The organism is Variovorax davisae (genome assembly GCF_030316845.1).
Taxonomy (GTDB): Bacteria; Pseudomonadota; Gammaproteobacteria; order Burkholderiales; family Burkholderiaceae_C; genus Variovorax; species Variovorax davisae.
Map to the genome: position 1 here is coordinate 20,503 of NZ_JASZYS010000026.1, position 23,906 is coordinate 44,408.

General features: G+C 62.7%; 25 protein-coding genes and 1 pseudogene. 13 read left to right on the forward strand and 13 right to left on the reverse strand.

What is annotated here, in order from left to right:
* Positions 1 to 198 precede the first annotated feature (198 nt).
* Positions 199 to 519, reverse strand: coding sequence for a hypothetical protein (locus QTI33_RS34260; protein WP_286511073.1), 321 nt, complete (start codon positions 517 to 519; stop codon positions 199 to 201).
* A 4-nt stretch (positions 520 to 523) separates the two neighbouring features.
* On the opposite strand from QTI33_RS34260, the gene QTI33_RS34265 reads away from it, so the two are divergent.
* On the forward strand, positions 524 to 880 hold the full coding sequence (locus QTI33_RS34265; protein ID WP_286511074.1) for a hypothetical protein: 357 nt from the start codon (positions 524 to 526) through the stop codon (positions 878 to 880).
* Between the two features lie 635 nt (positions 881 to 1,515).
* Here the strand turns inward: QTI33_RS34265 and QTI33_RS34270 are convergent.
* From QTI33_RS34270 to QTI33_RS34285, 4 genes are all read right to left on the reverse strand, one after another.
* On the reverse strand, positions 1,516 to 2,154 hold the full coding sequence (locus QTI33_RS34270) for a hypothetical protein (protein ID WP_286511075.1): 639 nt from the start codon (positions 2,152 to 2,154) through the stop codon (positions 1,516 to 1,518).
* A 158-nt stretch (positions 2,155 to 2,312) separates the two neighbouring features.
* On the reverse strand, positions 2,313 to 2,927 hold the full coding sequence (locus QTI33_RS34275) for an MbcA/ParS/Xre antitoxin family protein (RefSeq protein WP_286511076.1): 615 nt from the start codon (positions 2,925 to 2,927) through the stop codon (positions 2,313 to 2,315).
* 49 nt (positions 2,928 to 2,976) lie between these two features.
* The gene (locus tag QTI33_RS34280; protein WP_286511077.1) at positions 2,977 to 4,278 is read right to left on the reverse strand and encodes an AAA family ATPase; all 1,302 of its coding nucleotides are present in this window, start codon (positions 4,276 to 4,278) and stop codon (positions 2,977 to 2,979) included.
* Entirely contained in the window at positions 4,275 to 4,634 is a 360-nt protein-coding gene (locus QTI33_RS34285; RefSeq protein ID WP_286511078.1) for a hypothetical protein, read from the reverse strand. The genes QTI33_RS34280 and QTI33_RS34285 overlap by 4 nt, the downstream gene beginning before the upstream one ends.
* Positions 4,635 to 4,740: 106 nt before the next feature.
* Between QTI33_RS34285 and QTI33_RS34290 the strand changes: the two genes are divergently transcribed.
* Positions 4,741 to 5,475: a helix-turn-helix domain-containing protein gene (locus tag QTI33_RS34290; protein WP_286511079.1), complete on the forward strand. Its 735-nt coding sequence runs from the start codon at positions 4,741 to 4,743 to the stop codon at positions 5,473 to 5,475.
* 319 nt (positions 5,476 to 5,794) lie between these two features.
* On the opposite strand, the pseudogene QTI33_RS34295 reads toward QTI33_RS34290, so the two are convergent.
* Positions 5,795 to 6,176: pseudogene (locus tag QTI33_RS34295) on the reverse strand (integrase core domain-containing protein); the annotation flags it as partial.
* Positions 6,177 to 6,582: 406 nt separating this feature from the next.
* Here QTI33_RS34295 and QTI33_RS34300 point away from each other — a divergent pair.
* From QTI33_RS34300 to QTI33_RS34325, 6 genes are all read left to right on the forward strand, one after another.
* Positions 6,583 to 7,290, forward strand: a complete 708-nt coding sequence (locus QTI33_RS34300) for a hypothetical protein (RefSeq protein ID WP_286511080.1) — start codon at positions 6,583 to 6,585, stop codon at positions 7,288 to 7,290.
* Positions 7,287 to 9,092 (forward strand): hypothetical protein, encoded by a 1,806-nt coding sequence (locus QTI33_RS34305; protein ID WP_286511082.1) that lies wholly within the window; start codon positions 7,287 to 7,289, stop codon positions 9,090 to 9,092. The genes QTI33_RS34300 and QTI33_RS34305 overlap by 4 nt, the downstream gene beginning before the upstream one ends.
* On the forward strand, positions 9,089 to 9,649 hold the full coding sequence (locus QTI33_RS34310) for a P-loop NTPase family protein (RefSeq protein WP_286511083.1): 561 nt from the start codon (positions 9,089 to 9,091) through the stop codon (positions 9,647 to 9,649). The genes QTI33_RS34305 and QTI33_RS34310 overlap by 4 nt, the downstream gene beginning before the upstream one ends.
* Positions 9,649 to 10,140 carry a hypothetical protein gene (locus tag QTI33_RS34315; protein ID WP_286511084.1) on the forward strand — a complete coding sequence of 164 codons (492 nt, stop codon included), beginning with the start codon at positions 9,649 to 9,651 and terminating at the stop codon, positions 10,138 to 10,140. The genes QTI33_RS34310 and QTI33_RS34315 overlap by 1 nt, the downstream gene beginning before the upstream one ends.
* Positions 10,141 to 10,213: 73 nt before the next feature.
* Positions 10,214 to 11,161 (forward strand): hypothetical protein, encoded by a 948-nt coding sequence (locus QTI33_RS34320; RefSeq protein ID WP_286511086.1) that lies wholly within the window; start codon positions 10,214 to 10,216, stop codon positions 11,159 to 11,161.
* Positions 11,162 to 11,940: 779 nt separating this feature from the next.
* Positions 11,941 to 12,342: a PaaI family thioesterase gene (locus tag QTI33_RS34325; protein ID WP_286511111.1), complete on the forward strand. Its 402-nt coding sequence runs from the start codon at positions 11,941 to 11,943 to the stop codon at positions 12,340 to 12,342.
* 4 nt (positions 12,343 to 12,346) lie between these two features.
* Here the strand turns inward: QTI33_RS34325 and QTI33_RS34330 are convergent, their stop codons facing one another.
* Entirely contained in the window at positions 12,347 to 12,787 is a 441-nt protein-coding gene (locus QTI33_RS34330; RefSeq protein WP_286511088.1) for a hypothetical protein, read from the reverse strand.
* A gap of 202 nt (positions 12,788 to 12,989) precedes the next feature.
* Between QTI33_RS34330 and QTI33_RS34335 the strand changes: the two genes are divergently transcribed.
* Positions 12,990 to 16,529: a helix-turn-helix transcriptional regulator gene (locus QTI33_RS34335; RefSeq protein ID WP_286511089.1), complete on the forward strand. Its 3,540-nt coding sequence runs from the start codon at positions 12,990 to 12,992 to the stop codon at positions 16,527 to 16,529.
* 4 nt (positions 16,530 to 16,533) lie between these two features.
* Here the strand turns inward: QTI33_RS34335 and QTI33_RS34340 are convergent, their stop codons facing one another.
* The 5 genes from QTI33_RS34340 to QTI33_RS34360 form a co-directional block, all read right to left on the reverse strand.
* Positions 16,534 to 17,910 carry an FAD-binding oxidoreductase gene (locus QTI33_RS34340; RefSeq protein WP_286511091.1) on the reverse strand — a complete coding sequence of 459 codons (1,377 nt, stop codon included), beginning with the start codon at positions 17,908 to 17,910 and terminating at the stop codon, positions 16,534 to 16,536.
* Positions 17,911 to 18,028: 118 nt separating this feature from the next.
* Complete coding sequence (locus tag QTI33_RS34345) at positions 18,029 to 18,322, reverse strand: DUF4242 domain-containing protein (RefSeq protein ID WP_286511092.1); 294 nt, start codon at positions 18,320 to 18,322, stop codon at positions 18,029 to 18,031.
* A gap of 64 nt (positions 18,323 to 18,386) precedes the next feature.
* Positions 18,387 to 18,719 carry a hypothetical protein gene (locus QTI33_RS34350; protein WP_286511093.1) on the reverse strand — a complete coding sequence of 111 codons (333 nt, stop codon included), beginning with the start codon at positions 18,717 to 18,719 and terminating at the stop codon, positions 18,387 to 18,389.
* Positions 18,720 to 18,918: 199 nt separating this feature from the next.
* Positions 18,919 to 19,311, reverse strand: coding sequence for a hypothetical protein (locus QTI33_RS34355; RefSeq protein WP_286511094.1), 393 nt, complete (start codon positions 19,309 to 19,311; stop codon positions 18,919 to 18,921).
* A 97-nt stretch (positions 19,312 to 19,408) separates the two neighbouring features.
* A complete protein-coding gene (locus QTI33_RS34360) occupies positions 19,409 to 19,828 on the reverse strand; it encodes a hypothetical protein (RefSeq protein WP_286511096.1) in 420 nt (139 codons plus the stop codon).
* A 223-nt stretch (positions 19,829 to 20,051) separates the two neighbouring features.
* Between QTI33_RS34360 and QTI33_RS34365 the strand changes: the two genes are divergently transcribed.
* From QTI33_RS34365 to QTI33_RS34380, 4 genes are all read left to right on the forward strand, one after another.
* Entirely contained in the window at positions 20,052 to 20,873 is an 822-nt protein-coding gene (locus QTI33_RS34365) for a TorF family putative porin (protein WP_286511098.1), read from the forward strand.
* A gap of 147 nt (positions 20,874 to 21,020) precedes the next feature.
* Positions 21,021 to 21,515, forward strand: a complete 495-nt coding sequence (locus QTI33_RS34370) for a ferritin-like domain-containing protein (protein WP_286511100.1) — start codon at positions 21,021 to 21,023, stop codon at positions 21,513 to 21,515.
* 78 nt (positions 21,516 to 21,593) lie between these two features.
* On the forward strand, positions 21,594 to 22,541 hold the full coding sequence (locus tag QTI33_RS34375) for a hypothetical protein (protein ID WP_286511102.1): 948 nt from the start codon (positions 21,594 to 21,596) through the stop codon (positions 22,539 to 22,541).
* 53 nt (positions 22,542 to 22,594) lie between these two features.
* Positions 22,595 to 23,350, forward strand: a complete 756-nt coding sequence (locus tag QTI33_RS34380) for an alpha/beta hydrolase family protein (protein ID WP_286511104.1) — start codon at positions 22,595 to 22,597, stop codon at positions 23,348 to 23,350.
* A 33-nt stretch (positions 23,351 to 23,383) separates the two neighbouring features.
* Here QTI33_RS34380 and QTI33_RS34385 read toward each other — a convergent pair.
* The coding region (locus QTI33_RS34385; RefSeq protein ID WP_286511106.1) for an aldehyde dehydrogenase family protein at positions 23,384 to 23,906 on the reverse strand (523 nt) is incomplete at its 5' end.

The following is a 23,906-nucleotide window of genomic DNA, read 5'->3' on the forward strand; positions in this document are numbered from 1 at the left end:
GCAGCGAAGCCTACGCCAATTCCCCGACGGGGACCAGCCAAGAAACGGCGGCGCGATTTGAATCGCAAGACGATCGTGCCTTCGTCGCACACAGGCGACAGCGCCTTGTCCACTGGCCCTATATACAGAGCTCGCAGGCAAGGCACGTCACGATCTGGGACGAGAGGCATGTCGCGTTAATTCCTGAGGGCCCGCAGCTCAAAGTGTGAGGCACGCGCTTCTGACGATCCATTGAATCTCGGCTTCGGTGAAATCCCAGCCTTTTGCGCGTATTGCCGCGTGCAGCCGCTGCTGAACACCCTGACGTCCCCAGTCAGGATGTTCATCGTGGTGGCGTTGGGCGCGCGGCTTCAACTGCTCAACCATGTCGACGCAGATCGCGTAGCGCTCTGCTCGTTCCTCTTCGCTCCGTTCCGAGACGTATCTGTCGCCGATCTTTCGGACAAGCAACTTGGGTTGAGCGCCTGGCACCGCACCTCCGATTTCACTCGGAAAGTCGAAAGGAATATTGGAGGTCACGGTGATGATTTTGGAACACTATGGTTGTCTTGAGAAGAGGTCCGATCTCGGCGACCACAGCGCCGGCGCGCATGCCGATGCATTCGGTGGCCAACCAAATGACGTCGATGCGGGTCTTCGCCATCGTGTCGCGCTCGGAGTGCGTGCACTTTTGCTCGGCGATACGCTACTGGCTTCGCCCTCCGCGCCCTCTTGGAGCGATCGAGCGAGCATCAACAAACAAAGCAAGAAAGGAGGAAAGAGCTACAGTTATCCGCAGTCGGCATCCACGATGCCGGCATCCATCCCCGGGTCAAAGTTCAGCCGTCGCCAACAGGTTGTAGCTTTTCGCTGGCTGTCGACCCGACCTTTCGCAGACTGAGCGTCTCGTCGAGTGACCCACCGGTCAGGTCGATATGAGAATGGCCAAGAGGCCGCCTAGTCTTCGCCACCCTCAGGTGACACGATCACCGCACCGCCTCGCGTCCTGACGATCAGCGCCGGAGAGACGTCGTCCTCGATCTCAACCGTCAGTCGAGGCGAACCACGACGCTTGAACGGCAAGCTCTCCAGGATCTGGGCGCCTGTTCGCGTTGGCCTCGTCATCTGCTTAAGCCGCTCGTTCAGAACATCCGGATTTATCAGCAACGCGCACGGCGCTCCGGCGCTAGTGGCCTCCTGAATCAGAAACGCTCGCCCGTGCTTCGTGGACTCCCGGATCAACCTTGCCCAACAGATACGCGCCGAGCCAACAGTCAACAGCTCGACGTTCAAGAAGGCGGGGCCGAAGTCCAAATCTAACGGAATGAGTTTGTGGACCGATGTACCCCGCGAAAGACGGCCAACCACCGCTGTTCCACTGCCGGACGTCCGACGTTTCAACTTCGCCCTCGAGCTCTTCCTCATTTTCATGTAAGCCCCTTTCCGTCCGCGCGTTCAACACAACCTATCTCGCTGCCGAGCCGCCGACCGTTGCCGCTCTGATTCGTACATCTCAGAGGTTGGCCCTAAGCCGACCTACTTCTTTGCGTCGCGCCGCGCCTGCGCCAGCGCCAGGACATCGAGGCGAATGGCTTTGGGAAGCAAGGTCGGCAAGGGAGAGGCGCTGCGCAGCTGCTGTCCCCTCTCTGTCTCCGCGAGGGCACGCATCCAATCGCTCTTGTTCAAGATGGCCCTCCACTCTTCCCAAAGCACAAGCGTGTGCGGATCGCCCCTCTGGATCCAACGCTCGAGCGTCGCCTGCGCCGTGGCGACAAGCGAGGGATCCTCGTTCAACATCTGCACCGCCGCCCTGTGCAGTGCGAGGCTCACGTGATCGTGGAACGTGTACCGAGTCATCATTTCCGGCCCCTTCCGCGCGTTGCGGGAGATCGATTCGATTGAAGCGCCGAACCTATCGCGAAGGCTCTTCGCCGATCCCCCAACAAAGAGGCCCGCAGTTCTTGGCCGCTGCTTCAATTTGCCACGGCTCCGGGCAATGCCCAGGACTCGGTGGGCGAGTTGCAGCAGCTGGGGCGAAACCTGCCCGCCCCGAAGCTCCTCGTGCTTTTCGGGTGAAAGGGCGAGCTCCCCCATCAACTCGCCAGCCCATTCGAGGGCCCAGCGCCCTTCGTGTGCCATCGTCATGCTGATTTTCCTTTCAAACAGCGTGATCATTTAGCGTCTCAACAGCCAGGCGACCCGCGGATCGTCGTCGTCGCAAAGCTGATGCTCTCGTCGTTGAGCACTTGGGGAAATGAGCGCCTTGGGTTGCTCGAGTGGTGTCAAGTGACGTCCTCGCCTTGAGGTATCAAACGCAGATGCACCGGGGTTGCTCATCGATTCGCCGACTCGGAACGGGCTATCTGACGCAACTTTTCCATGACCGTGCGCTGCCCAGCACCGGTGCCGAGCATCTCAAGCGGGATGGCCCACAGCGAGCGATTGACTCTGCGAAGCCACCGATGAGCCTTCTCTTCGCTTTGGAAGACTCGTCTTGCTTCGCGTGACACGGACAGTTCGGCCAAGATGAGCCGGACGAACATTTCAGGGTCCAAGAGCACAGCCGGCTTGTGATAGCCGAGCGCGGGGTGCCGGGTAGTAAGCCACGCGTGCAGAAACGCGTCGCCGTCGAATGGCGAGCCGTCGGATGCCATCTCTGCGACGACTTGCCCGACGGCCACTTTCAAGCGATCAAACACACTGTCCTGTTGCTCGATGCCCCGAATCTCGCCGGCCATCCATGTGTGCATGGTCCCTTGCCCATCTACCGTCCACCACTCGAGCTCCTGGGAACTTGGGTAGTCGCATAGTGTCGTTCGGGCTTCGTCTACGAGGCTCTCTGGCAGCGCAGCGCCCCATTCCTTGATGTGCTCGGTGGTCTTGGCGATGCTCCAAAGGATCTCCCCGGCCCGGATGAACGCATCCATTCGTTGTTGTGGCATGGCCATGTGTGGAGTCCTCGAAACAGGGGTTCAATATCCGCGGAACAGCAACTCGTCAATGCAGCATCGGGGACATCTCGTCGTCGTCACCGACCACCTCCGCAGGTAGGTCAGAGAGGATCAAGCGCAGTCTTCCGCCTTGGACGGCGCGCGCCACACCGTCCTGCACGACTTGGTAGATCTCGCGCGCGCTCAGGTGGGCGAGCATTCGCGATAGCGCGGGTTCAGGGGGGGCGAAGTTGGGCACGCTCACCTTCAGGGCGGCTGCGGTGGCGACCACGTGGGCTGCTCGCAGCGCCTGCTCGCCATGTGGGGGCTGGATTGCAAATTCGCGAAATCGCGAGCGCAACGATTCAGGCAACTTGCGTGGCTCATTGGAGGTGGCGATGTAGATGGCTAGGCTGGCGTCGAAGATGATGTCGAGCCCGGCGTCCCGCACGGCGCACGCGGTCGCTGGTTCCAGCAGCGAATGGAACCCCGCCAGCGGGTTGTATCGAGCCTCCTGCGGCGCCTTGTCGATCTCGTCGACCAGGAAGATCGGGTTGGCCACGTCGCCGAGGACGATCTGCTCGAAGACGATGCCATGCGACGCCGTGGACCAATGGCGTTCCGTGCCATGCCAGAGTGCAGTCGACTGGGCGTTCTCCATCGACTGGATACGAATGGGCGCGCCCAATGCCTGGGCCAAGTCCTTGGCGTAGTGCGTTTTGCCGACGCCGGGCGGGCCGAACAGGTGCATGGGCGGGACCATCAGCGGGCCTTGGCTGTGCAGGGACAACGTGACGCGGCTTGCAACGAACTGCGTGACCTCTCGCATCTGCGGGTGTGCATCCATCAGGAACGCCAGGTCCCGAGCCCATTGCTCCGGATCAAACCCAGGGTTGGCGACCTTTCGAAAGGCCCCGGACTTGGTCATGCGTTGCAGAACATCGGCGTCGTGCTTTTTGAAGTCGCCGTCACGCATTGCGCGCGCTCGCGATGCCGCACCTCGGAGCTCTGGCCCGCAGAGCACCCGGTGCATGCGAGCAGGGTCGTAGTCTGAAGGAAGTCGGTCAAACGCAGCAATGAAAGCGGCCCCGTCAACCTCGCTTGGACTTTCATCCATTTCCTTGGCGCGCGCGCTCGAAGCCTTCCGCTCCTCGGCCTCGCGCAGCCGCTCAGCAATGGCCGCGGCACGATGACGCTCTCTCACCTGCGCTTCACGCCGCTGTACCTCTTCCTCTACCGTTGCAATGATGGAGGTAGGAAGGAAAAGCTCGAAGGGTTGGCGCCCCTCCCCGTAGGTTCCGTACCAGCACTTCGAAAAGCCGGCCGTGGGCACCCCCTCGGGGTCGTGGTCGCTTTCGACCTCTTTCACCTGAGATCCCTCATCGTTCGACTTCCCTTGTCATTGCGGAGCTTGCGGCGGCAATGCCCGTTCGATCTTGCGAAGCAGCGTTGAAAGCGCATCGAGGGTTCTGGCGCACTTGCCCAGTCCAAAAAATCTGCTGCGACACCGGTCACGATTGGTTGCCCGGCATCTGTGCCGTGTTCGGCGTCGCAGTGCGTTCCTCCCGCCGGGCGTTCGGCGCTCAGCGCCGGTTCGAATCTCGATCCATGGGTCGGCGAGTTGCGCGCGACCTCTGCGCCGCGGCATCCCTTCGGAAACGACATCTCGTTCGATTGACCGATGGTGATTCTGATAATCCGCTTCACTTTTTGTCTTTTCGCCAAAAATTCACTTCATCCTGATTGGCCTCGCGACTCCAATTGGGAACAGATCGCTCCAGTGAAGGCAGGGCAAATCGTGCTGACAATATGTTATCTCTAGGACGTCGTCTTGACAAGAACCGTCCTGTTTAGAGTGGCCTTGCCGAGCACAGGGATGGAGCATGCCGCTCCGATGGAAACAGCCTCGCCGAGCACGCCACATGACGACTACCTGCAAATGCTGGGTGAACTGGTGCGTGAAGCACGGGAGCACGCAAAGATCTCTCAGGAGCGGTTCGCGGCGCAGGTGGGCTTGGGCCGCGCCTATGTCGGACACGTGGAACGCGGCGCAAAGAACGTGACGCTGGGCAGTCTGATGGCGATTCTGGAAGGCCTCGAAACGGCACCCGAGTCGTTTTTCCGAAAGCTTCATCTCAAACCCAGAAGCGCTGCCGAGATGGTGGGCGCGAGCACGCCCAGTAGGCGCCGACTACCCCATCTGGTTGTCAACGAAACAGCGAGCTACAGCGAGATGTTTGGTGCGGCCGTTCGCTACGAGCGCCAGCGACTGGAATATTCGCAAGAGGATTTTGCGAACGAGGTTGAACTGACCAGAACCTATGTTCTTTCTCTGGAACAGGGCAAGCAGAACCCCTCGTTCGCAGTGGTGATGCGGATCCTGGGAGGTCTTCAATTGGAGCCCTCCAAGTTTTTCCGACACGTTCGACTGCATCCTCCTGCGGCGCAGGAGAGAGTGGAGAGAGCGGAGAAAGTGGCTGTTCCTAAAGGGCAGCGCAAATCCACCATGCGTGCCCACGCGAAACCACGGCGGCAAGTCGATGGTGGCGACGGACCCCAAGGCTAGCTGCGACTCTCGTAGGTAGGTCGCAACGTTCATTGAGGCACGTCTGGCGGCGGCGAACTACTGAAGGATCAACTTGTCAAGCCATCGGCGCCGACGGTCACGGAATGGCCACTTCGCGCGACGGGTGTCAAGGCACGGTCAAACCCGACGGATCGCGTAACGGCCGCAGCAAGCCACACGTCGATGTCTTGAAGACGGGGCTCCTGGGTACGCACGTTGCGCCAACGCGACGATCGGGGTCGGTAAGCGGCCAGTTATCGCCATTGGCGTCTGATGTTGCCCCCGTATTCCCGGCCCCGCCCTGTTCGCAACAAAGCGCCTAGTCAGTCACCGCGGCCTGCTGCCGCCTGAACTCCCGAGGCGAGCGCGATTTGAACGACGAGTGCGGATGCACCTCGTTGAAGTGGTCGAAGGCCGCCGGCAACTGCGCCAGTACAGTGCTTCACGCAGATCCATGCGTGCCACGTAGTCGAGCGTGAAGGCAATCACGAAGCTATCGGCCATGCCGTTGCAGTGCGGGCTGCATACGGGCGTGTTGATGGGCTTCAGGCCCAGCGAGCGTGCCAGCGCCCGCGTCTCCACCGCGATGTAGTCACCACCGTGGTCGCTCAGGAACTCCAGTTCGTAGCCTGCAGGAACCGCCTCCACCGCCCCGAAGCGGCGCCCACGGCTTCGATGAGCATCCCGCGCACCGGCTCGCCCGCATCGGCTACCTGACGGCAAAGCCGGCGAGACGGTATCAGCGCAGCCGAAAAACACGAGCAGCAAACTGTGGCGCACCGCAACGCCGCGCTCGCCAACTCTAACTCTGCAAGGGATCCAATATTCAATTCTTGTCCAAAAGACCAAATACAAGCCTCTCTTGAAAGAACTTTCGAAGCACCACAGGAGCGGAACGGTTTTATTCAATCAATTATTGTTGTTTTCACAATATTCGGTTCATAACCTTATGCGCGCAGCCTCGTGACATATCCTCTAGGGTTTACTCGCATTACCCAATCGGCCGGCCTCAGAAAAAATAGATCACCCGACTCGAGAAGCAGAAATGGCAATAGATAGAGAAACCGATGTCGCAAGTTCGCGGAGCCACAGAACGTGGTCCCGGGAATGAGCGAGCGTGACAGCCGTGAGGAGGACGCCGGTGCGTTATTGCAGCCGAGAACTAGTTTGGTAGCCGAGATGCTGCGACGCCCAACTCATGAACGGAAGTACGCGACTGCCCTCGTCGCAATACCCTACTCCTTCAAAATGCAAGACAGAGTGTACGTTTATCGAGACGAACGATACGTTCTTTGGGCGAAATTTGAATTCGATCGAAAAGTGATCAAATACAACTTCGAACCGCCACCGCTCTATCTGCCGAACGAACAGAACACCTGCGTTCAAGCGGCAGCGGCGTCTTCGGCTGAAGACGGAAGGGTCACGTTGCACTTCACCCCACTGATTGCCGCGCCCAAGGATGTCGCGGTGCGTGAATGGGTGGAAAGGCTCGAGCTACAAATCCGCCAATGGCGTACAAATGAACTCGATCGCAACGCCACGGGTCAGATTAGCAGAGAAAAGCTCCTCCGATACATCTGCGTCCCCGGACATGGGCCGAACGTTGCATTGGAGCAAGCAATTTTTAAATCTTTCAGCATTGTACAAAAGCGGAATCTCACCGAACTAGTCCATTTATTTCCACAGATAGACCCAACTCTGCTAAAGACATCTCTGGCCCATATGCTCTACATGGGAAATTTGCACGCGGACATCGATGCAAAACCCTTCAGTCCGTCAACCGAATTTTCAAAATCAAACATCTTTTTGCGATGAGCAGAAAAATAATTCAGGAGATTCTGAAACAATGGCCACCCGCAGAGCAACTAAATCTGAAGGGCGAGCACAAGACACGTTTTAACAGGATCCAATCCGCTTTAAAAGTTTACGCTACGGGAGGGACTGTCGAGGCAGCGGCGAAGCGAGCGAAATTGTCAAGGGTCAGGTTCCATACGCTTATCAAACGCGCGATCACCCTTCGTGATGGTAAGTATTTCGGGCATCGAGTTGCCAAGAAACACGAGCGCCTAGAGACCGAGAATAAGGTCAGGACATTGTTTGCGCCGGGCGCAGGAGGTGGCAAGCCTGGGAGCTTCAGCCGACTGATACAAAGCCACCCTCGCCTGCGCAGAATACTTGAGGACTTGGTTCTTCATCAAACCTATTCTACTGGTGAAAAGGTGGAGACTCCCATACCGGCAGTTCTTATTTATTCAGAATTCGACGCCGCTGTTGCGCGTGAACAAATACATCCAAACGATCTGCCAAGTAGAAAAACTTTGAACAGATATGTCGCCAAGCTGCGGGAAAAAAAGGAGCATCAGGAGCAAGCGACACGAGACGGATGGATCGAGACAAGATCAGATCTAGTGAAGGACATCGCCGAAGTATATGCTCAAGTCGAATGCGACGGCTATTCGATCGACATTGATTACTACATCGAAATTCCGGGAAGGATTCCGAATTCGTTTACAAGAATTCGAGCAAAAAGGATATGGCTTATCGCCATAGTCGAAAGAGTTACGCAGACCGTTCTTGGATATTCAATCGCGCTAGGAGCGAACTATTCCGCATCGGATGTGCTTCGGGCTGTGCGTCATGCGCTCGTTCCCAACCAGCGCAGATCGCTTACTCTTCTTGGTCTTGAATACGAACCAGGAGAAACTTTCCCCGCTGCACTTCCAGGCCTCGCCTACGTTTGTTTCGATGAATTTCATGTCGACAACGCCAAGGCAAACCTCGCAAACTTGACCCTGTCTACACTAGAGAATGGGGTCAATGCTGCCCCAATTTTTGGCCCGATTTCTTCACCGAACTATCGGGCATCCGTGGAAGGTTTGTTTGGAATATTGCAAAAGGCAGCCTTCAATCATTGGAAAAGCAAACCAGTTCTCAGTTTGAATCATATTGAAGACGCAGTTGATGTGCTCCTCGCAGCTCACAACAACGCCAAGGCAACGGGCTATAACTGCACGCGACTTGAACTACTCGTTGAGCTCGCGGGAGCTCGAGGTTGTGAGCTTCGTCGAGTTCCGCAAGGTTTGCACGGAACCGTTTTCAAATACGACTTGTTTGAAACCGTGACAATTTCTCAAGACGGGAAGTCTCCAGTCGTGCGCTGGCAAAACGCCCGCTATTACGGTGGTTGTCTTAATCGCATTCCTTCCATTGTCGGCAAAGAGGCAATGGCAATGGGCTCTGCGGATGATCCCCGCACGCTTGAACTCATTCTTCTGGCAACAGGGGAGATTCTAGGGGCAGTCAGAATTGAGTCACGATGGAGCCACGCGCCGCATCATCTGGCCACGCGGGGATGGACCTTTGTGGACGAGGACATAAAGACCTTGACCTCCCGCGCCTCGGACATAACGAGAGCACTGCTCCTCCACGCCTCCGAGCCTTCAAAGTCGGCGCCTCAAGCGCGCAAAAAGGCCGTGATCGCTCGTGACATTGCCAGATCCGCAAGCGAGGCAGATTCGAACGAGCTGCGCGCAGAAACTTATCAACGCCTGCACTCCCTCCCATCGGTACCGTCATTGGCGGTTGATGATTTCTTGAAAGATATAGGAACGCTATGACAGCCCTCGAACAAGCTCGCCGACGAAAGCTAGCAAGAATCAGCGCTCAAATAATGGATGGCGTTGCCTTTCATCTTTCGACCGCGCCGACTCAAGCCTTATTTAAAATTATTCTTGGATGGATCATGCGGGGATCGAAAGGAGGCATGATCACAGGCCTCCCAAGATTGGGAAAAACGTGTGCCATTAAATGGTGCGTTAAGGCGATTGGGAAGTTTTACGGCACATCGATCCCATACTTGCACGTGCCAATGAGATCGCAAGACCATCCTGGAGAGAAAGATTTTTTTCAACATCTACTAGTGATTGGTAAGCATACGGATGCGCTTTCGGGGACGGCGTATGAGAAACGGGACAAGCTCAACACCATGTTGATACTCATGGCAAAAAGAAGCCCCTTGCATATGGTCATCGTTTCATTTGATGAAGCGCAAGCGTTCAAGCTTTTCCATTGGCGATGGGTTATAGACGTCGCGAACGAAGCCATTGAAAACAAGGTTAGAGTATTTTTTATTTTTTTGGACAGCCTGAACTTCAGAAGACAAAGGAAGAACTGATGAAGAGATCCCACAATCAAATTGTGGACCGCTTTCTATCATCAGAGGCAGTATTTCAAGGAATTACAACGCTCGACGAGTTTAGAGGCTGCTTAAAGGGATTCGACGAGGTCATCTTTCCGCAACGAGAACGCCTGCCTCTTGTTTCTCAATTTGTTGATGATCCTGAGTTCAGTTTGCAAGCTCACGCCGCTACCATGTGGACGACGTTTCAAGAGATCTGGAATGAAATTCGCGTGGATAAGTCCGACTCCATAACGGTGCCGATGCATCATGTGGCGGCGGCGACAACGACATTTCTGACAACCTTGGCAAACACAGATAAAGAAATTGCTGTCGTTGCTCCGGAGTTTGCGACGCTGGCGGTCGAACAATGCGGATACTACGAATTTGTATATACAAAAAATGGCGAGGGTGTTGTAGCCGGCGTCAAAATGAATGGAAAAGAGGAGAAAAAAGGACAAAGGAAGGAAAAATCCAATGTGGAGTAATTGGCTGCCGGGTACGCTTCGACATTTTGAGTCACGGTCTTCGGTGGCAGCGAAGCTAGCCATATGCAATTTCGTGTCAATCGACACTTATTTCAGTTTTTTATTGCTTACACCAAACTCAAATCTTTCAAAAATCCTGGGAGAACCAGCATCGGTGACAAAAACCCTCGAGGACCGACCGTTGCCATTTGTGGGTGATTCTCAGCTGATGTTCGCTCGCGATGAAACTCAAAGGATGCCTAAGTTCGGGTGCGTGTGCCAAGTTTGTCTTGATTTGAACTACCACTCATGGCTACATACGGTGCCATGGCTTGATCGATGCTTTCTTCATCCGAAGGAGAGACTTATCGAGTTGAATAGACTCGCAAAACAGCGTGAGGGACGCCTACTCAGTCGAATGCTATATCGTCAATTCAACAACGCCGGCGCCTCGCCCTTTAACGGAAAGTTTGCGCTGATGCAGGCAGATGCACCAATCGTAGCGTTTAAAAAGATGATGAGTTGCGTTACTAACAAACGCAGACCCAAGTTAATCTTACCGATGGACAATGCCGCACTCCGGGTATCGTGTGGGATTGAGAGCTACTTTTCAGAAGAAGTATCTGGTATCGAACACACCAAGAAGCTCACGCTCCTAGAAACTGAAGATTTTCCTCGGCACAATACGCTGAATTCCCATCTCTTGAAGTATGGCCACGACCCAAAAGAAATTGATCCCGACGGCAGAATTGAATCTCTTTTGGCCCGAATGGAGGATGGCCATACTCAGTGCGCTGAAACGGTCGCGTGTCTTCGTGATGAATTCGATTCGGAATGGCAGACTATTTTCTTAGATCGCTCCACGGCCAGCGAGGGGAAAAACAGATTTGCGGTTGCAAGAGACTCCATACGGTGGGCATGTTCAGGCGCTTGCTTGAGGAGTACAAACGCGAAGCTGACCGTCGGAGAGCACAAACAAGACCAGACCTTTCTGGACGATTGCTGGAGCGTTCCACCCTTTCGACAAAGCCCGAGACGGTAGAGAGCCCCCCCGTCACCCCTTCGCAACTCGCAGATTTCGCGGTTCGAATGCATGAGGCGGAATGGTTTCTCTATCGCTGGGAGCAGCGATTAGTCGGCGGAACCGCATCGTCGGGAGTATTCGTTGAGTTGCGCGATTTGCAGGCACCTACGGTTATAGGCAGACCCGAAGACGGCAAGACCATTCTTGAGTACTGGTCCAGGACGCCAGCGATCCCTCCTCCGTGGAACTCCTATGGGGCCGATCGATACCATGCAGTTTTTGTCCGGAGGCGTGTGCGAGAGACATTGGCGCAGCGAAGGAACAATGAGAGCGCCCCCGCTGATTCCCCGTGATACGCATCACGAGGACCGCGCGTTCGTGCAGAAAAACCGGATCGCCGGATGCTGTCCGCGTTTTTGGTTGCCCTAGCGTCTTCTCCGCCGCGGGTATCGTTCCACAGCAGCGTTGGATAGGAGTTCCAGAACGTCGCCCGCCGGCCCGTGAAAACCGAGTGCACCCCTCAGCTGCCATGCCGCCTATGTCTTGCACGTTGCGCGTCTCGCCGGAGATGGGCGTTCAACTTCGACCCGCCATTGGAGGATGTCAATAAGCTGTTGATGCAGTTGTTACCTTCCGTCGGCTTCTCGCACAGTGCAAACAAAGTGTTGTCTGGGGTGTTGTATACATTGTTATGTCCGCATCTTGGCCGACCTATTAAAATCAACGGCTTAGCCGTTCCCGCGTGTCAACGGATTTTTGTCCACGCAAGCCTGCCCCCTCCCGCCACCGGGCCGGCGCTGCTGGCCGCCATCCAGGCCGTGAACGCCAGCGCGAAATTCAACTGCTGGGCCGGTTTCGAGGTGCTCAGCGCCAGCCCCGGCGACGTCGAATTGGGGATGCCGTGGCGCGAGGAGGCCGGCCAGTACAGCGGCTTCCTGCATGCCGGACTGATCGGCGCGCTGATCGACACCGCCTGCGGCTTCGCCGCCAGCACTTTGGCCGGCCGGGTGATGGCCTCGCATTTCTCGGTGAACTGCCTGCGGCCCGCCATCGGCCAGCGCTTCGTGGCCCGGGCGCGGGTGGTCAAGGCCGGGCGCACGCAGGTGTTCACCTGCGCCGAACTGTTCGCGGAAGAAGCCCCCGGCGCCGCGCGCAAGCTGGTGGCGACCGGCGACGCGATCCTGGTGCCGGTGCAGTAGCAGCCTAGTAGCGGCGCCGGCCGCGCAGCGCCGACATCAGCAAGGTGGTCAGCACCGCCCCGGAGGCGGCCGCGATCAGCGTCGCCTTCACGGGCTCGTCGGCAATGAACTGCGCGCAGGCTTCCCGGCTGCGCTGCACGCGTCCCTGGGCGTCGTGGAGCTTCTTGCCGGCGGCGTTGACCGCATCCTTGGCATAGGCGCGGCCGGTGGCGGCGGCGTCGCCCGCGATGTCCCGCGCGTCGCCGGCGATGCCCCGCATGGTGTCGAAGCCCTCGCGGCCGGTGGCCTTGGCGTCCTCGATGCTCGGACGGATCGACTGCATCGCGTCGGCACCGACCCGCCGGGCTTCGGCGGCATAGCCCTGCGCCGCCTCGACCGCATCGCGGCCGACCTGGCGCGCCTCGTCCGCCAGTTGCGCGGGGGTCTTCACGTTGTCTGATTCCATGGCGTCGCTCCTTTGTTGCGTTCCCTGCACTGTCGATGCCTTCGCCGGCACGGGCTGTGAGCCTGAGGAGGCGGGCCGTGTAGGGCAATGGCGAGGCCGGAAATCTTCTCACAGGGAAGGCGCCGGGAATCACCGCCGCAAGGGCGGGCTGGCGTGCTTCAATACCGCAGTTCCCGTTTGCAACGACGAAGGCCGCACAGCCATGGACGAAACATCGGTCAGGCAGCGACTCATCGCCATCCTCTGCGCCGATGCCGCCGGCTTTTCGCGGCTGATGGCCGGCGACGAGCACGCCACGCTGGCGGCGCTCGACGCCGCCCGCGGGCGCTTCAGGGCCCGGATCGAATCCAACCAGGGCCGGGTCATCGACATGGCGGGGGATTCCATCCTCGCCGTGTTCGAAACCGCCACCGGCGCGGTCGCCGCGGCGATCGCGATCCAGCAGGACCTCGCCCAGACCGCAGCACCTGGCGCACACGGGCCGCGGCTGCCGTTTCGCATCGGCGTCCACCTGGGCGACGTCATCGAGAAGCAGGACGGCACGGTCTACGGCGACGGCGTCAACGTCGCCGCACGGCTCCAGGCGCTGGCCGAACCCGGCGGCATCGTGGTCTCGGACGCGGTGCGCGGTGCCGTCGGCAGCCGGGTCGACGCGAGCTTCGCCGACCGGGGCGAACAGCCGCTCAAGAACATCGCGCGGCCGATCCACGCCTTCGCGGTCCATCCGGGCCGCGGCGCGGACGCGCCGGCGACCGCGCCCCCGCCCCGCGCCAGCCCGCGCCCATCCGGCCTGTTCGTGGGCCGCCGGGCCGAGTTGGCGCAGCTCCAGAGCGCGCTCAGGGGCGCTCGCAAGGGATTCGGCCGGATCGTCCTGCTGGCCGGCTCCAGCGGCATGGGCAAGACCAGCCTGACCCAGCAACTGGCCCTGCACGCCCAGGACGGCGGCACGCTGGTGCTCTGGGGCCGCTGTCTGGAGGAAGCCGGCGCGCCGCCCTACTGGCCGTGGCGGCAACTGATCCGCGGCTACCTGCGCGGCAGCGGCGACCCCGTCATGGCCCAGACGCTCGGGGCCGGGCTGGCCGACATCGCCAGCATCGCACCCGAGGTGGCCGAGCAGTTCGCCACCCCGCCGGGCGACGCCTCCGTCGTCGATTCGGCGCAATCGCGCTTTCGTTTGTTCGATGCGATCGCCGGGTTCTGGCGCCGGGCGGCGCAGCGTCAGCCCATCCTCTTGATCTTCGAAGACCTGCACTGGGCCGACGCCACCTCGCTGCGGCTGTTCTCCTTCGTGGCGGGCGAACTGGAGGACTGCGCCATGCTGATGGTCGGCACCTACCGGGACACCGAGCTGTCGCGCCAGCATCCGCTGTTCGAGACCCTGGCCGAGCTCGCCCGCTCGCCGGCCTGCCAGCGCATCGAGCTCCAGGGCCTGAGCGCGCGCGAGACCGCGGAGTTCGCGGTCGCCGCCAGCGGCGGCACGGCCAGCGCCAAGCTGGTGGATGCACTCCACGCCCGCACCGAAGGGCACCCGCTGTTCCTCGAGGAAATGCTGCGCTACATGATCTCGGCCCGGGCGCCGCACGAAGGCCATGCGGCGGTCGACGACGCGCGGCTGCTGACCCGGGTCCCGACCGGCGTCCGTGAAGTGATCGGCCGGCGGCTGAACCGCCTGTCGACCCCGGCGGCCCGGCTGCTGTCGACCGCGGCCTGCATCGGCCGCAGTTTCGACCTGCCCCTGCTGGCCCGGCTCGAAGCCGACAAGTCCGAGGACGAACTGCTGCAGGCGCTGGAAGAGGCCATGGGCGAACAGATCATCGAAGCGGTGCCGGACACCCAGCAGTTCCGCTTCGGCCATGCCCTGATCCGCGATGCGCTCTACGACGAGATGCTGGCCATGCGCCGCGCGCGCCTGCACCTGCGCATCGGCGAGACGCTGGAGCAGGACCACGGCGACGAAGACGTCATGGTGTGGTCGCAGCTGGCCTATCACTTCAGCGAGGCCGGCCCGGGCAGCGCCGCGACCAAGGCCCTCGCCTACGCCCGGCGCGCCGCCGGCCATGCGGCGCGGCTGCTGGCCTTCGAGGAAGCGGCACGCCTGCTGCGGCTGGCGCTGCAGCTGCTGGACCGGCATCTGCCGCACGACCTGGTGCAGCGCTGCGACGTGATGGCGGCGCTCGGCGATGCCGAGCTCTGGTGCGCCGTGCCGGAGACGGCGGTGGCTTCCTACCGGCAGGCCGCCGAGCTGGCGCGCCAATGCGGACTGAGCGCCCAGTTCGCCCGCGCCGCCATCGGCTTTTCCAACAGCAGCACGCAGGCGGGCCAGTCGGGGGAGGCTGCCGTGGCCCTGCTGCTGGAGGCGATCGCCCTGCACCAGGGCAACGACGCGACCCGGGTCGAATTGCTGAGCCGGCTGTGCGTGGCCTACATCTACTGCGATCGCGCCGCCGAGGCCAAGGAGGCGCACCGGCGTGCGGTCGAACTGGCGCGCCAGATCGACGACATGCGCAGCCTCTATCTGGCCCTCTCGGCGATCGCCGCGGCCGGCTACTGGCCCGAGTTGCTGGCCGAGCGCATCGCGGCGGCGGCCGAGGCCTGGGCGATCGCGGAAGAGCTGGCGATGCCGGAGCGCATCCCGAGCCTGCTGGCGTTCTACCTGTGCGACCTGATCCGGGTCGGCGACGTCGCCGCGCTCGGCCGCGTGCGCGACCAGGGCCTGCTGCTGTCGGCGCAGTGGCGCGCCCATTACTGGCTCTCGCTCTGCCGGCACATCGAGGTGCTGGTGGCCCTCAACGAGGGGCGTTTCGAAGATGCCGAGCGCTGGGCCGTCCAGGCACTGGAGGTCGGGAGACGCGTCGCCGAGGACAAGGCCGTCGGCGCCTTCGGCATGCAGATGTTCTGCCTGCGGCGCGAGCAGGGCCGGCTGCGCGAGGCGCTGCCGATGCTGCAGCAGTTCGTGCGCGAAACGCCGGCCTCGCAGACCTGGCTGCCCGGCCTGGCGCTGTTGTATGCCGAGCTCGGCATGCGCGACGAGTGCCAGGCCGTGTTCGACACCCTCCCCTGGGCCCGCCTGTCGCGCCCGCCCACCGATGGCGGCACGCTGACCTTGGTCATCTTCGCGGCCGAGCTCTGCGTCCACCTGGGCCATGCCGAGCATGCCGCGCTGATGTACGGCCAGCTGCGCGGCCACGCGGGCGCCAACCTGCTCGGCGACTCCAGCGGTCCCTGCATGGGTTCGACCGACCGGCTGCTCGGCGGCCTGGCCTCGGTGATGGGGCAGTGGGACCTCGCCCAGCTCCATTTCGAGGCCGCCTTGTCGATGGACCGCCAGACCGGCGCGCGCGTCTGGCTCGCCCACGGCCGCCACGACTACGCGCAGATGCTGCATCGGCGGGCCGAACCCGGCGACCGGGAGCAGGCGCGCGCCCTGCTCGCCGATGCGCTCGCCGACAGCGTGGCCCTGGGGATGAACGCGCTGACGCCGCGCATCGAGGCGCTGGCGCAGGCGCTGGACGAAGCGGTGGCCATCCCCGCCGCCGGCCATCCCTGCGGGCTCACCGAGCGCGAGGTCGGCGTGCTGCGCCTGATCGCGATGGGCCGCAACAACCGCGAGATCGGCCAGGTGCTGGGGATCAGCCCGAACACCGTGGCCAACCACGTGCGCAGCATCCTCGAGAAGACCTACACCGCCAACCGGACCGAGGCGGCGGCCTTCGCCAACCGCGAGGGCCTGCTGAAGCCGTAGCCGCCTACTCGGGGCGGATGTTCTGGTTCACGCGGAACAAGTTCTTCGGGTCGTAGCGACGCTTGGCGGCCACCAGCCGCGGGTAGTTGTCGCGGTACGAGGCGCGGATCCGCTCGTCGCCTTCGTCCATCATCATGTTCACGTAGGCCCCGCCGGCCGAATGGGGATGCAGGGCGTTCCAGTAGTCCTTGGTCCAGGCCGTGATGCGCGCGGCATCCTTCGGATCCGGGCTGACGCCGACGATGACTTCGGCCCAGTTCGCTTCGCGGTAGGCGAACGGCGTGTCGCCGGCCTTCGGCCGGTGTGCCGCGCCGTCGATCGGATAGAGGTGCATGGTCGACTGCGGGGTCGGCATCTCGGGGCCGAAGCGCTGGTGCTCGGCGATCGCCGCATCGCTCAGCTGGTTGACGAAATCGGCGCGCCAATACCATTGGTCGCCGGGCGGGAACAAGGCGTCGAAGGCCCCCTGCAGCGCCGGAAACGGCATCGGCTGGACGCCGTGCATCAGCGGCGGCCCGAATTCGGCGACCGGCCTGAACACGGCGTCGGCCTCCGCCAGGTCGCCCGTGAAGCACCAGACGACACCGCACACCTTGCGGCCCTGCAGCGCAGCGGGGAAGGGATCGACCGGCGGCACCGTCAGGTAGGCGAAGAAGCCGTTCAGCGTCTCCGGCGCCGCCAGGATGAAGTCGCGGTACCAGCGCATCACGTCGCCGGCCTGCTCCAGCGCCCAGAAGGTCGGCCCGGCGACCACCGTGTCGATGGGGTGGAGCCGGAACAGGAAGGAGGTCACGACGCCGAAGTTGCCGCCGCCGCCGCGCAGCGCCCAATAGAGCTCGGAATGCTGCTCGGCATTGGCGGTGACCAGCGTGCCGTCGGCCAGCACCACGTCGGCCTCGAGCAGGTTGTCCACCGACAGGCCGCAGCGGCGCGTCAGGTGGCCGAGGCCACCGCCCAGCGTCAGCCCGCCCACGCCGGTGGTGCCGATGATGCCGGAGGGGGTGGCCATGCCGAAGGCGTGGGTGGCGTGGTCCACGTCGGCCCAGGTGCAGCCGCCCTCGACCCGCACGGTGCGGGCCGCGGCATCGACGCGGATGCCGTTCAGCCCCGACAGGTCGATCACCAGCCCGTCGTCGCAGGTGCCCAGGCCGCCGCCGTTGTGGCCGCCCCCGCGCACGGCCAGCAGCAGCGACTGCTCGCGGGCAAAGTCGACGCTGTGCATCACGTCGGCGACGTCGCGGCAATGGACGATCAGGCGCGGGCGGCGATCGATCATCGCGTTGTAGACGCGGCGCGAGGCATCGTAGTCGGCGTCCCCGGGCTGCACGATGCGCCCGCGCAGGGAGGCGGAAAACGGGGTCAGTTGCTCTGGGTTCAGCATGGCGGATCTCCGGTGGGTGGCACGTCCGGAGGAACGTGAACCACGGGCTCCGTTGTAGGCTCCGCCGGGCCGCACGCAAATAGTCAGACCTGACCATCGGCCGCGGCCGGATTGACTATCAGCCCGCGGCGCCCGCCGCGGCCTGCGCCCGCAGCCCGCCGATCGCCGCGCCGTAGGCCTGCGAGACCTCGACGATCACGTCGGCCGGCACGTTGGCGCGCCGGGCGGCCTCGCGGATCGCCTCGGGATCCTTGGCTTCGTAGAGGCAGTAGGTCTTGCGCTTGTCGGCGCTCAGGAACGAGAACAGCCAGTTGACGCCGACGTCGCCATTGATCCTCGTGATGGCGACCACGCCGTCGTCGTCGATCTCGAGCTGCTCGGCGAAATTGCGTTCGATGATGAAGAGCGGCATGTGAATCCTCGGACGGTCGACGCGCGCCATGGCGGCCATGGCGCCGCGCCGCACCAGTATGCGCCTAGGCCGAATGGCGCGCCAGCCGCAGCCAGTCGGGGAATTGGCGGTCGAAGTCCTGCGGGGCGATGTTCTCGAAGCACTCGCAAGCCGTGCTCGGCAAGGCGACGCTCATTTCGTCGTGCCAGAGCGCGATCCCGAGCAGGCGAGATACCCGAATTCGCTCTTCGCGCGGCACCGGGAATTCCGAGACATGGCCCGGTATCTCGTGCATGCCCACCCGGCGCCGGACCTCGACGCCGAGGCAGCCCCGTCGGTCCTTGCGGATCGGGACCGAACTGGCCAGCCAGGCTTCCAGGTAGAAAGCGCGCAGGGCCAAGGCCATCAAAACCAGCATTGCAATCATCATGACGGAGCCTCGCTGCAAACGTGACTGTCGCAGCCGGCGGCATTGCCGGCCATGATGACAAGTTAAGACGCTCCGGTCCGCAGCGCAATACGGAACAGGACACCCATCCTCAATTCGGATGAAAAATTGGCAATGGAGTCGTCTTCAAGCAACTCGGACCGCCGGCCGGGCGCCCGGCGCCGGTGCCTCAGCGGGGCAAGAGTTCGACCACCTGCCACGCCCCTTGGGGCTGGCCCTTGCTCCTGCAGAACAGATAGCTGCCGGCGTTCTGCAGGCTTCGGTGCCGGTTCTCGATCCGCGCCACCCGGCAATTCGCCCTGTCCTGGGGGTCCTTGCCCGGCGTGACGCTGCCGCCGCTGCTGCCGCGCGGGTTTTCCCAGGTGACCGCCACGCCGTCCGCGCCGCTGTCGAGCGCCTGGTGGACCGTGCGGGTCATGAGGTCGACATCGGCGCTGCTGAATCGGGTGATGGGCGTGTCACGCATCGCGTTGAACAGATTCAACGGCCTCGCCTGCGTCGACGCCGCGGCAAGCACCGCGACGGCCACCACCAGCAATCTGCCCCCCTGGCGCACGGTCATGTTCGAATCCTCCGGTCCGTTGAATGGAAAGAAGCCGGCTGGATTCTATCGATCGGTCGGCCGTCGCCGGACCCGCGCTTCCGACCGAGGCCACGTCCTAGCCGACGCGCTTGATCGTCACCTTCACCGAGCCGTGGTTGTTGAGGTAGGCGAACCAGGCGTCGTTGGCGAACAGGCACAGCTCGGGGTCGGCGTCGCCGCTCTGCCCGGTGTAGGTCCAGGCGGCATGCATGCCGATCGGAAACATGCAGGCGTCGGAGCGCCCGACGGCGCCGATCAGCTGGAACCAGCGGCCCTCCTTGCAACGCAGCGCCCAATGCGCCATCGACTGGATCAGGCTGGGCTCGATGCGGCCGTCGGCGCTGGAGGCCAGGTGCCAGTCGACCCATCGGCTGTCGTCGGCGGCGATCTCGTAGGTCTCGCCGGGCGTCAGCAGCACGCCGGTCGGGTTGTAGTAGCTGGCGCTCGCGATGGCAAGCGGTCCGGATGAATCCCCGACCGCGAGATGTCTGGCCATGACTGCCCTCCTTTCACTGGACCCTGCGCTGAAGAGGCGTCTGCGTCTTTCCTCTTCCCTCGACGCATTTGTACTCCTTCTTTCGAGGCGGCGTCGCCGCTTCGTCGTGTGCGAGACACCCGGATTTTCCCGAAGGAATCCTTACGCGGAGGGCCTCGTTCTTTACGCGGTTTTGATGCGCGCGATCGTAGGCTCGCTGCTTCTTCAATTCGCTCTTCGAGCCATGCACCACGTGACAGCCAGAATCCTTTCGATCGCCGCCCTGATGAGCCTGCCGATGCTCGCGAGCGCCCAGCTCGCGGGCAACGTCGCGCTGACGACCAACTACAAGTTCCGTGGCCAGGACCAGGACATGATCGGCAACAACGACTTCGCCAAGGACAGCTACTTCAAGCCGGCGATCCAGGGCGGCCTGGACTACGCCTTCGGCGACAGCGGCTTCTATGTCGGCAACTGGAACTCCAGCGTCAACTGGATGAAGGGCAACTCGATCGAGATGGACTTTTACGGCGGCTACAAGTTCAAGGGCGGCCCGATTGACTGGGACGTCGGCGTCCTGACCTATGTCTACCCGGGCAGCACCGCCGGCAACACGACCGAGATCTACGGCGCGGGCACCTGGGCCAACGAGTCCTTCGGCGCCTTCACCGCGAAGTATTCGTGGACCGTGTCCAAGGACTACTTCAACTACGCCGGCAACAAGGGCGGCTCGGGCCTGGACGGCACCAACACCGGCTACCTGAACCTGGCCTACACCAAGGAGATCGTTCCCAAGGTGACGTTCAAGGCGGCGGTCGGCTACACCTTCTTCACCAGCGACATCCGCAGCCTGGGCTACAAGGACTACCTCGACTACAACGTCGGCGCCGCCTACGACTTCGGCAGCGGCCTGACGCTGGGCGGCTACATCCAGGGCGGCAGCGAGCAGAGCGCGTTCAACGTGGTCACCAACCCGGGCGTGGACGTCAACGGCGTCACCTTCGGCCAGAGCACCTTCTCGCCCAACAAGACCCGCTTCATCCTGATGCTGACCAAGACGCTGTAGGGGATGGCTCTACACGCGCCGGGCCCCGCGGCTGACGGCCCGGGCCCGGGATTGCGGCGATGGTGAGTCCATGTCTCGAGGAAGTCTCCTCGAGTCCCCAACCGGCCTTCGCTCACTGAAGTGAAGGCTCCTGAAAGGAACGACACCATGGCACTCGACAACGACATGCTCGACACCCGCGGCGAACCCCTGGCCAACGACGAGGTCGTCGATGTCCTCAACGATCTGCTGGAGAACACGCGCGATGGCGGCTACGGCTTCCTGGCCTGCGCCGAGGAGGTCGAATCTCCGGCGGCCAAGCAACTGTTCGCGAGCCGCGCCGAAGGTTGCCGCCAGGCCGAGGCGGAACTGCTGCAGATGATCGCCGCCTATGGCGGCACGCCGGCCGATGGCGGCACCGCCGCCGGTGCGCTGCATCGCGGTTGGGTCCACGTGAAGGGATCGCTCGGCGCCAACAGCGAGTTGTCGATCCTGGAGTCCTGCGAGCGGGGCGAGGACACGGCCATCGCGCGCTACCGCAAGGCGTTGAAGCAGAACCTGCCGCCCGACGTTCGCACCCTGGTCGAACGGCAGGCTGCGGGCGCGCAGCGCAACCACGACCAGATCCGCGACCTGCGCAACGCAGCGCGCGCCCGGGGCTGAGCGGCCCGGTCTCGCGGGCGACTTCGGCTGCGGGGTCTGGCGTCCTAGAATCGCCGACCTCCAGCCAGGGCCCGACCGATGACCGAAGCCTTCACCCAAGCCCCCGCCCTTTGCGGGCCGTGGCGCCAGCCGCGACAGATGCTCGCCGAGCAGCGCTACGACGGCCACAAGTCGATCCACGACGATGCCATGGCCGAGGGGCTGGGGCTGCGCGCCGGTCCGATCGAAGGGCCGACCCATTTCAGCCAGTTCGACCCCCTGCTGCACCACGTGTTCGGCCAGGCCTGGTTCGAAAGCGGATGCATCAGCGCGCACTACCAGAACATGGTGGTCGAAGGCGAGGAGGTGCGGGCCTTCGTCGAGCGCGACCCCTCGCAGCAGCGCTTCGTGCGCCTGCATGCGGAGAAGCGCGACGGCACGCCGGTGCTGACCGGCACCGCGTCCATCGGCGACGCCACGGGCCTGCCCCACGAGCTGCAGTTGCGCATCGCCAAGCTCCGGCCGCCGACGGCGCTGGTCATCAACCGCGACCTCCGGGTCGGGCAGCGCGGGGCGGTGGTCGAGAAAGTTCGCATGGGCTTCGACACCCACATGGGCGACCACTATCCCTTCACGCTGGCCGACAAGCTGAAGGTCATCACCGAGCCGAGCCCTTGGTACACGCGGGAGTCGGGCGGCGAGTCGCCCTGGGGCCGGCCGATCATCCCGACCGAAATGATCAGCGTGCTGCTCGGCGCCACCTCGGCGCAGTCGGGCCTGAGCGGACGCAAGCCGGCGGTCGGCCTGTTCGCCGGCCAGGAGATCCGGCTGGTGAACGGTCCGCTTTTCGTCGACCAGGACTACGAACTCGAGCGCGAGATCATCGCGCTCAGCGAAAGCGCCCGCACCGAATCGGTCTGGGTGCGCACCCGCGTGTACGACGCGGCCACGCGCGTGCTGGTGGCCGAGATGATCCTGAACGGGGCGGTGATGAAGGCGTCCTTCCCGGGGTATGAGAGCGAGGCGCGCGCGCTGCCGGGCGCTTGACGCGACGCTCGCCGCGCGCGCAACATGGGTCCGATCAACTCGGAGCGATGCCCATGCAAATACAGCGCGAGGACTTTCCCGGCGCCGACGGCCAACGCCTGGCAGCGCGGCTCGACACCCCGGACGGCCCCGTGCGGGCCTTCGCGCTCTTCGCCCATTGCTTTACTTGCGGCAAGGACATCTTCGCTGCAAGTCGCATCGCGCAGACCTTGACGGAGCATGGCATCGGCGTGATGCGCTTCGACTTCACCGGCCTCGGCGCGAGCGAGGGTGAGTTCGCGAACACCAATTTCTCTTCCAACATCGCCGATCTGGTCGCGGCGGCCGAGCACCTGCGGCAACAGCACGAGGCACCCCGCCTGTTGATCGGCCACAGCCTGGGCGGCGCCGCCGTGCTGGCTTGCGCCTCACGGATGCCGGAAGTGCGGGCCGTGGCGACCCTGTGCGCGCCCAGTGATCCTTCGCATGTCACGGGGCTGTTTCGCCAGAGCCTCGATGCGATCCAGTCCCAGGGCGAGGCCGAGGTGCAACTGGCGGGCCGGCCGTTCCGGATCAAGCGCGACTTTCTCGTCGACGTGGCCGCACACAGCCTGGACCAGAAGGTGGCCGCGCTCCGCAAGGCCCTGCTGGTGATGCATGCCCCATCCGACACGACAGTGGACATCTCGAACGCCACCAGCATCTACCTGGCGGCCAAGCATCCGAAGAGCTTCATCTCGCTGGACAAGGCCGATCATCTGCTGAGCCGCAAGGAAGACGCCGTCTATGCCGCGAACCTGATCGCGACCTGGAGCCAGCACTATCTGTAGCCAGGCTCAGGCCGCAGCCTGATTCCGTCGACCTCAGGCGAGCGTGTACGCCGTCTTCACGACAGTGAAGAACTCCTGCGCATACCGCCCCTGCTCCCGCGGCCCGTAGCTCGACCCCTTGCGCCCGCCGAAGGGCACGTGGTAGTCCACCCCCGCCGTCGGCAGGTTGACCATCACCATGCCGGCCTGGCTGTGGCGCTTGAAGTGCGTCGCGTGCTTCAGCGAGGTGGTCGCGATGCCCGCCGACAGCCCGAACTCGGTGTCGTTGGCCGTGGCCAGCGCTTCCTCGTAGTTCTTCACCCGGATCACGCTCGCCACCGGCCCGAAGATCTCTTCCTTGTTGATGCGCATCGACGCGGCCGACTCGCTGAACAGCGCCGGCGACATGTAGTAGCCGTCGGTCTCGAGCTTGAGCCGCTCGCCGCCCGCGGCCAGCGTGGCGCCCTCGCCCTGGCCGATCGCGATGTATTCCAGGTCCTGCTCGAGCTGCGACTTCGAGGACACCGGACCGATGTCGGTGCCCTGCGCCAGCGCGTCGCCGACCTTGATCTTCGCC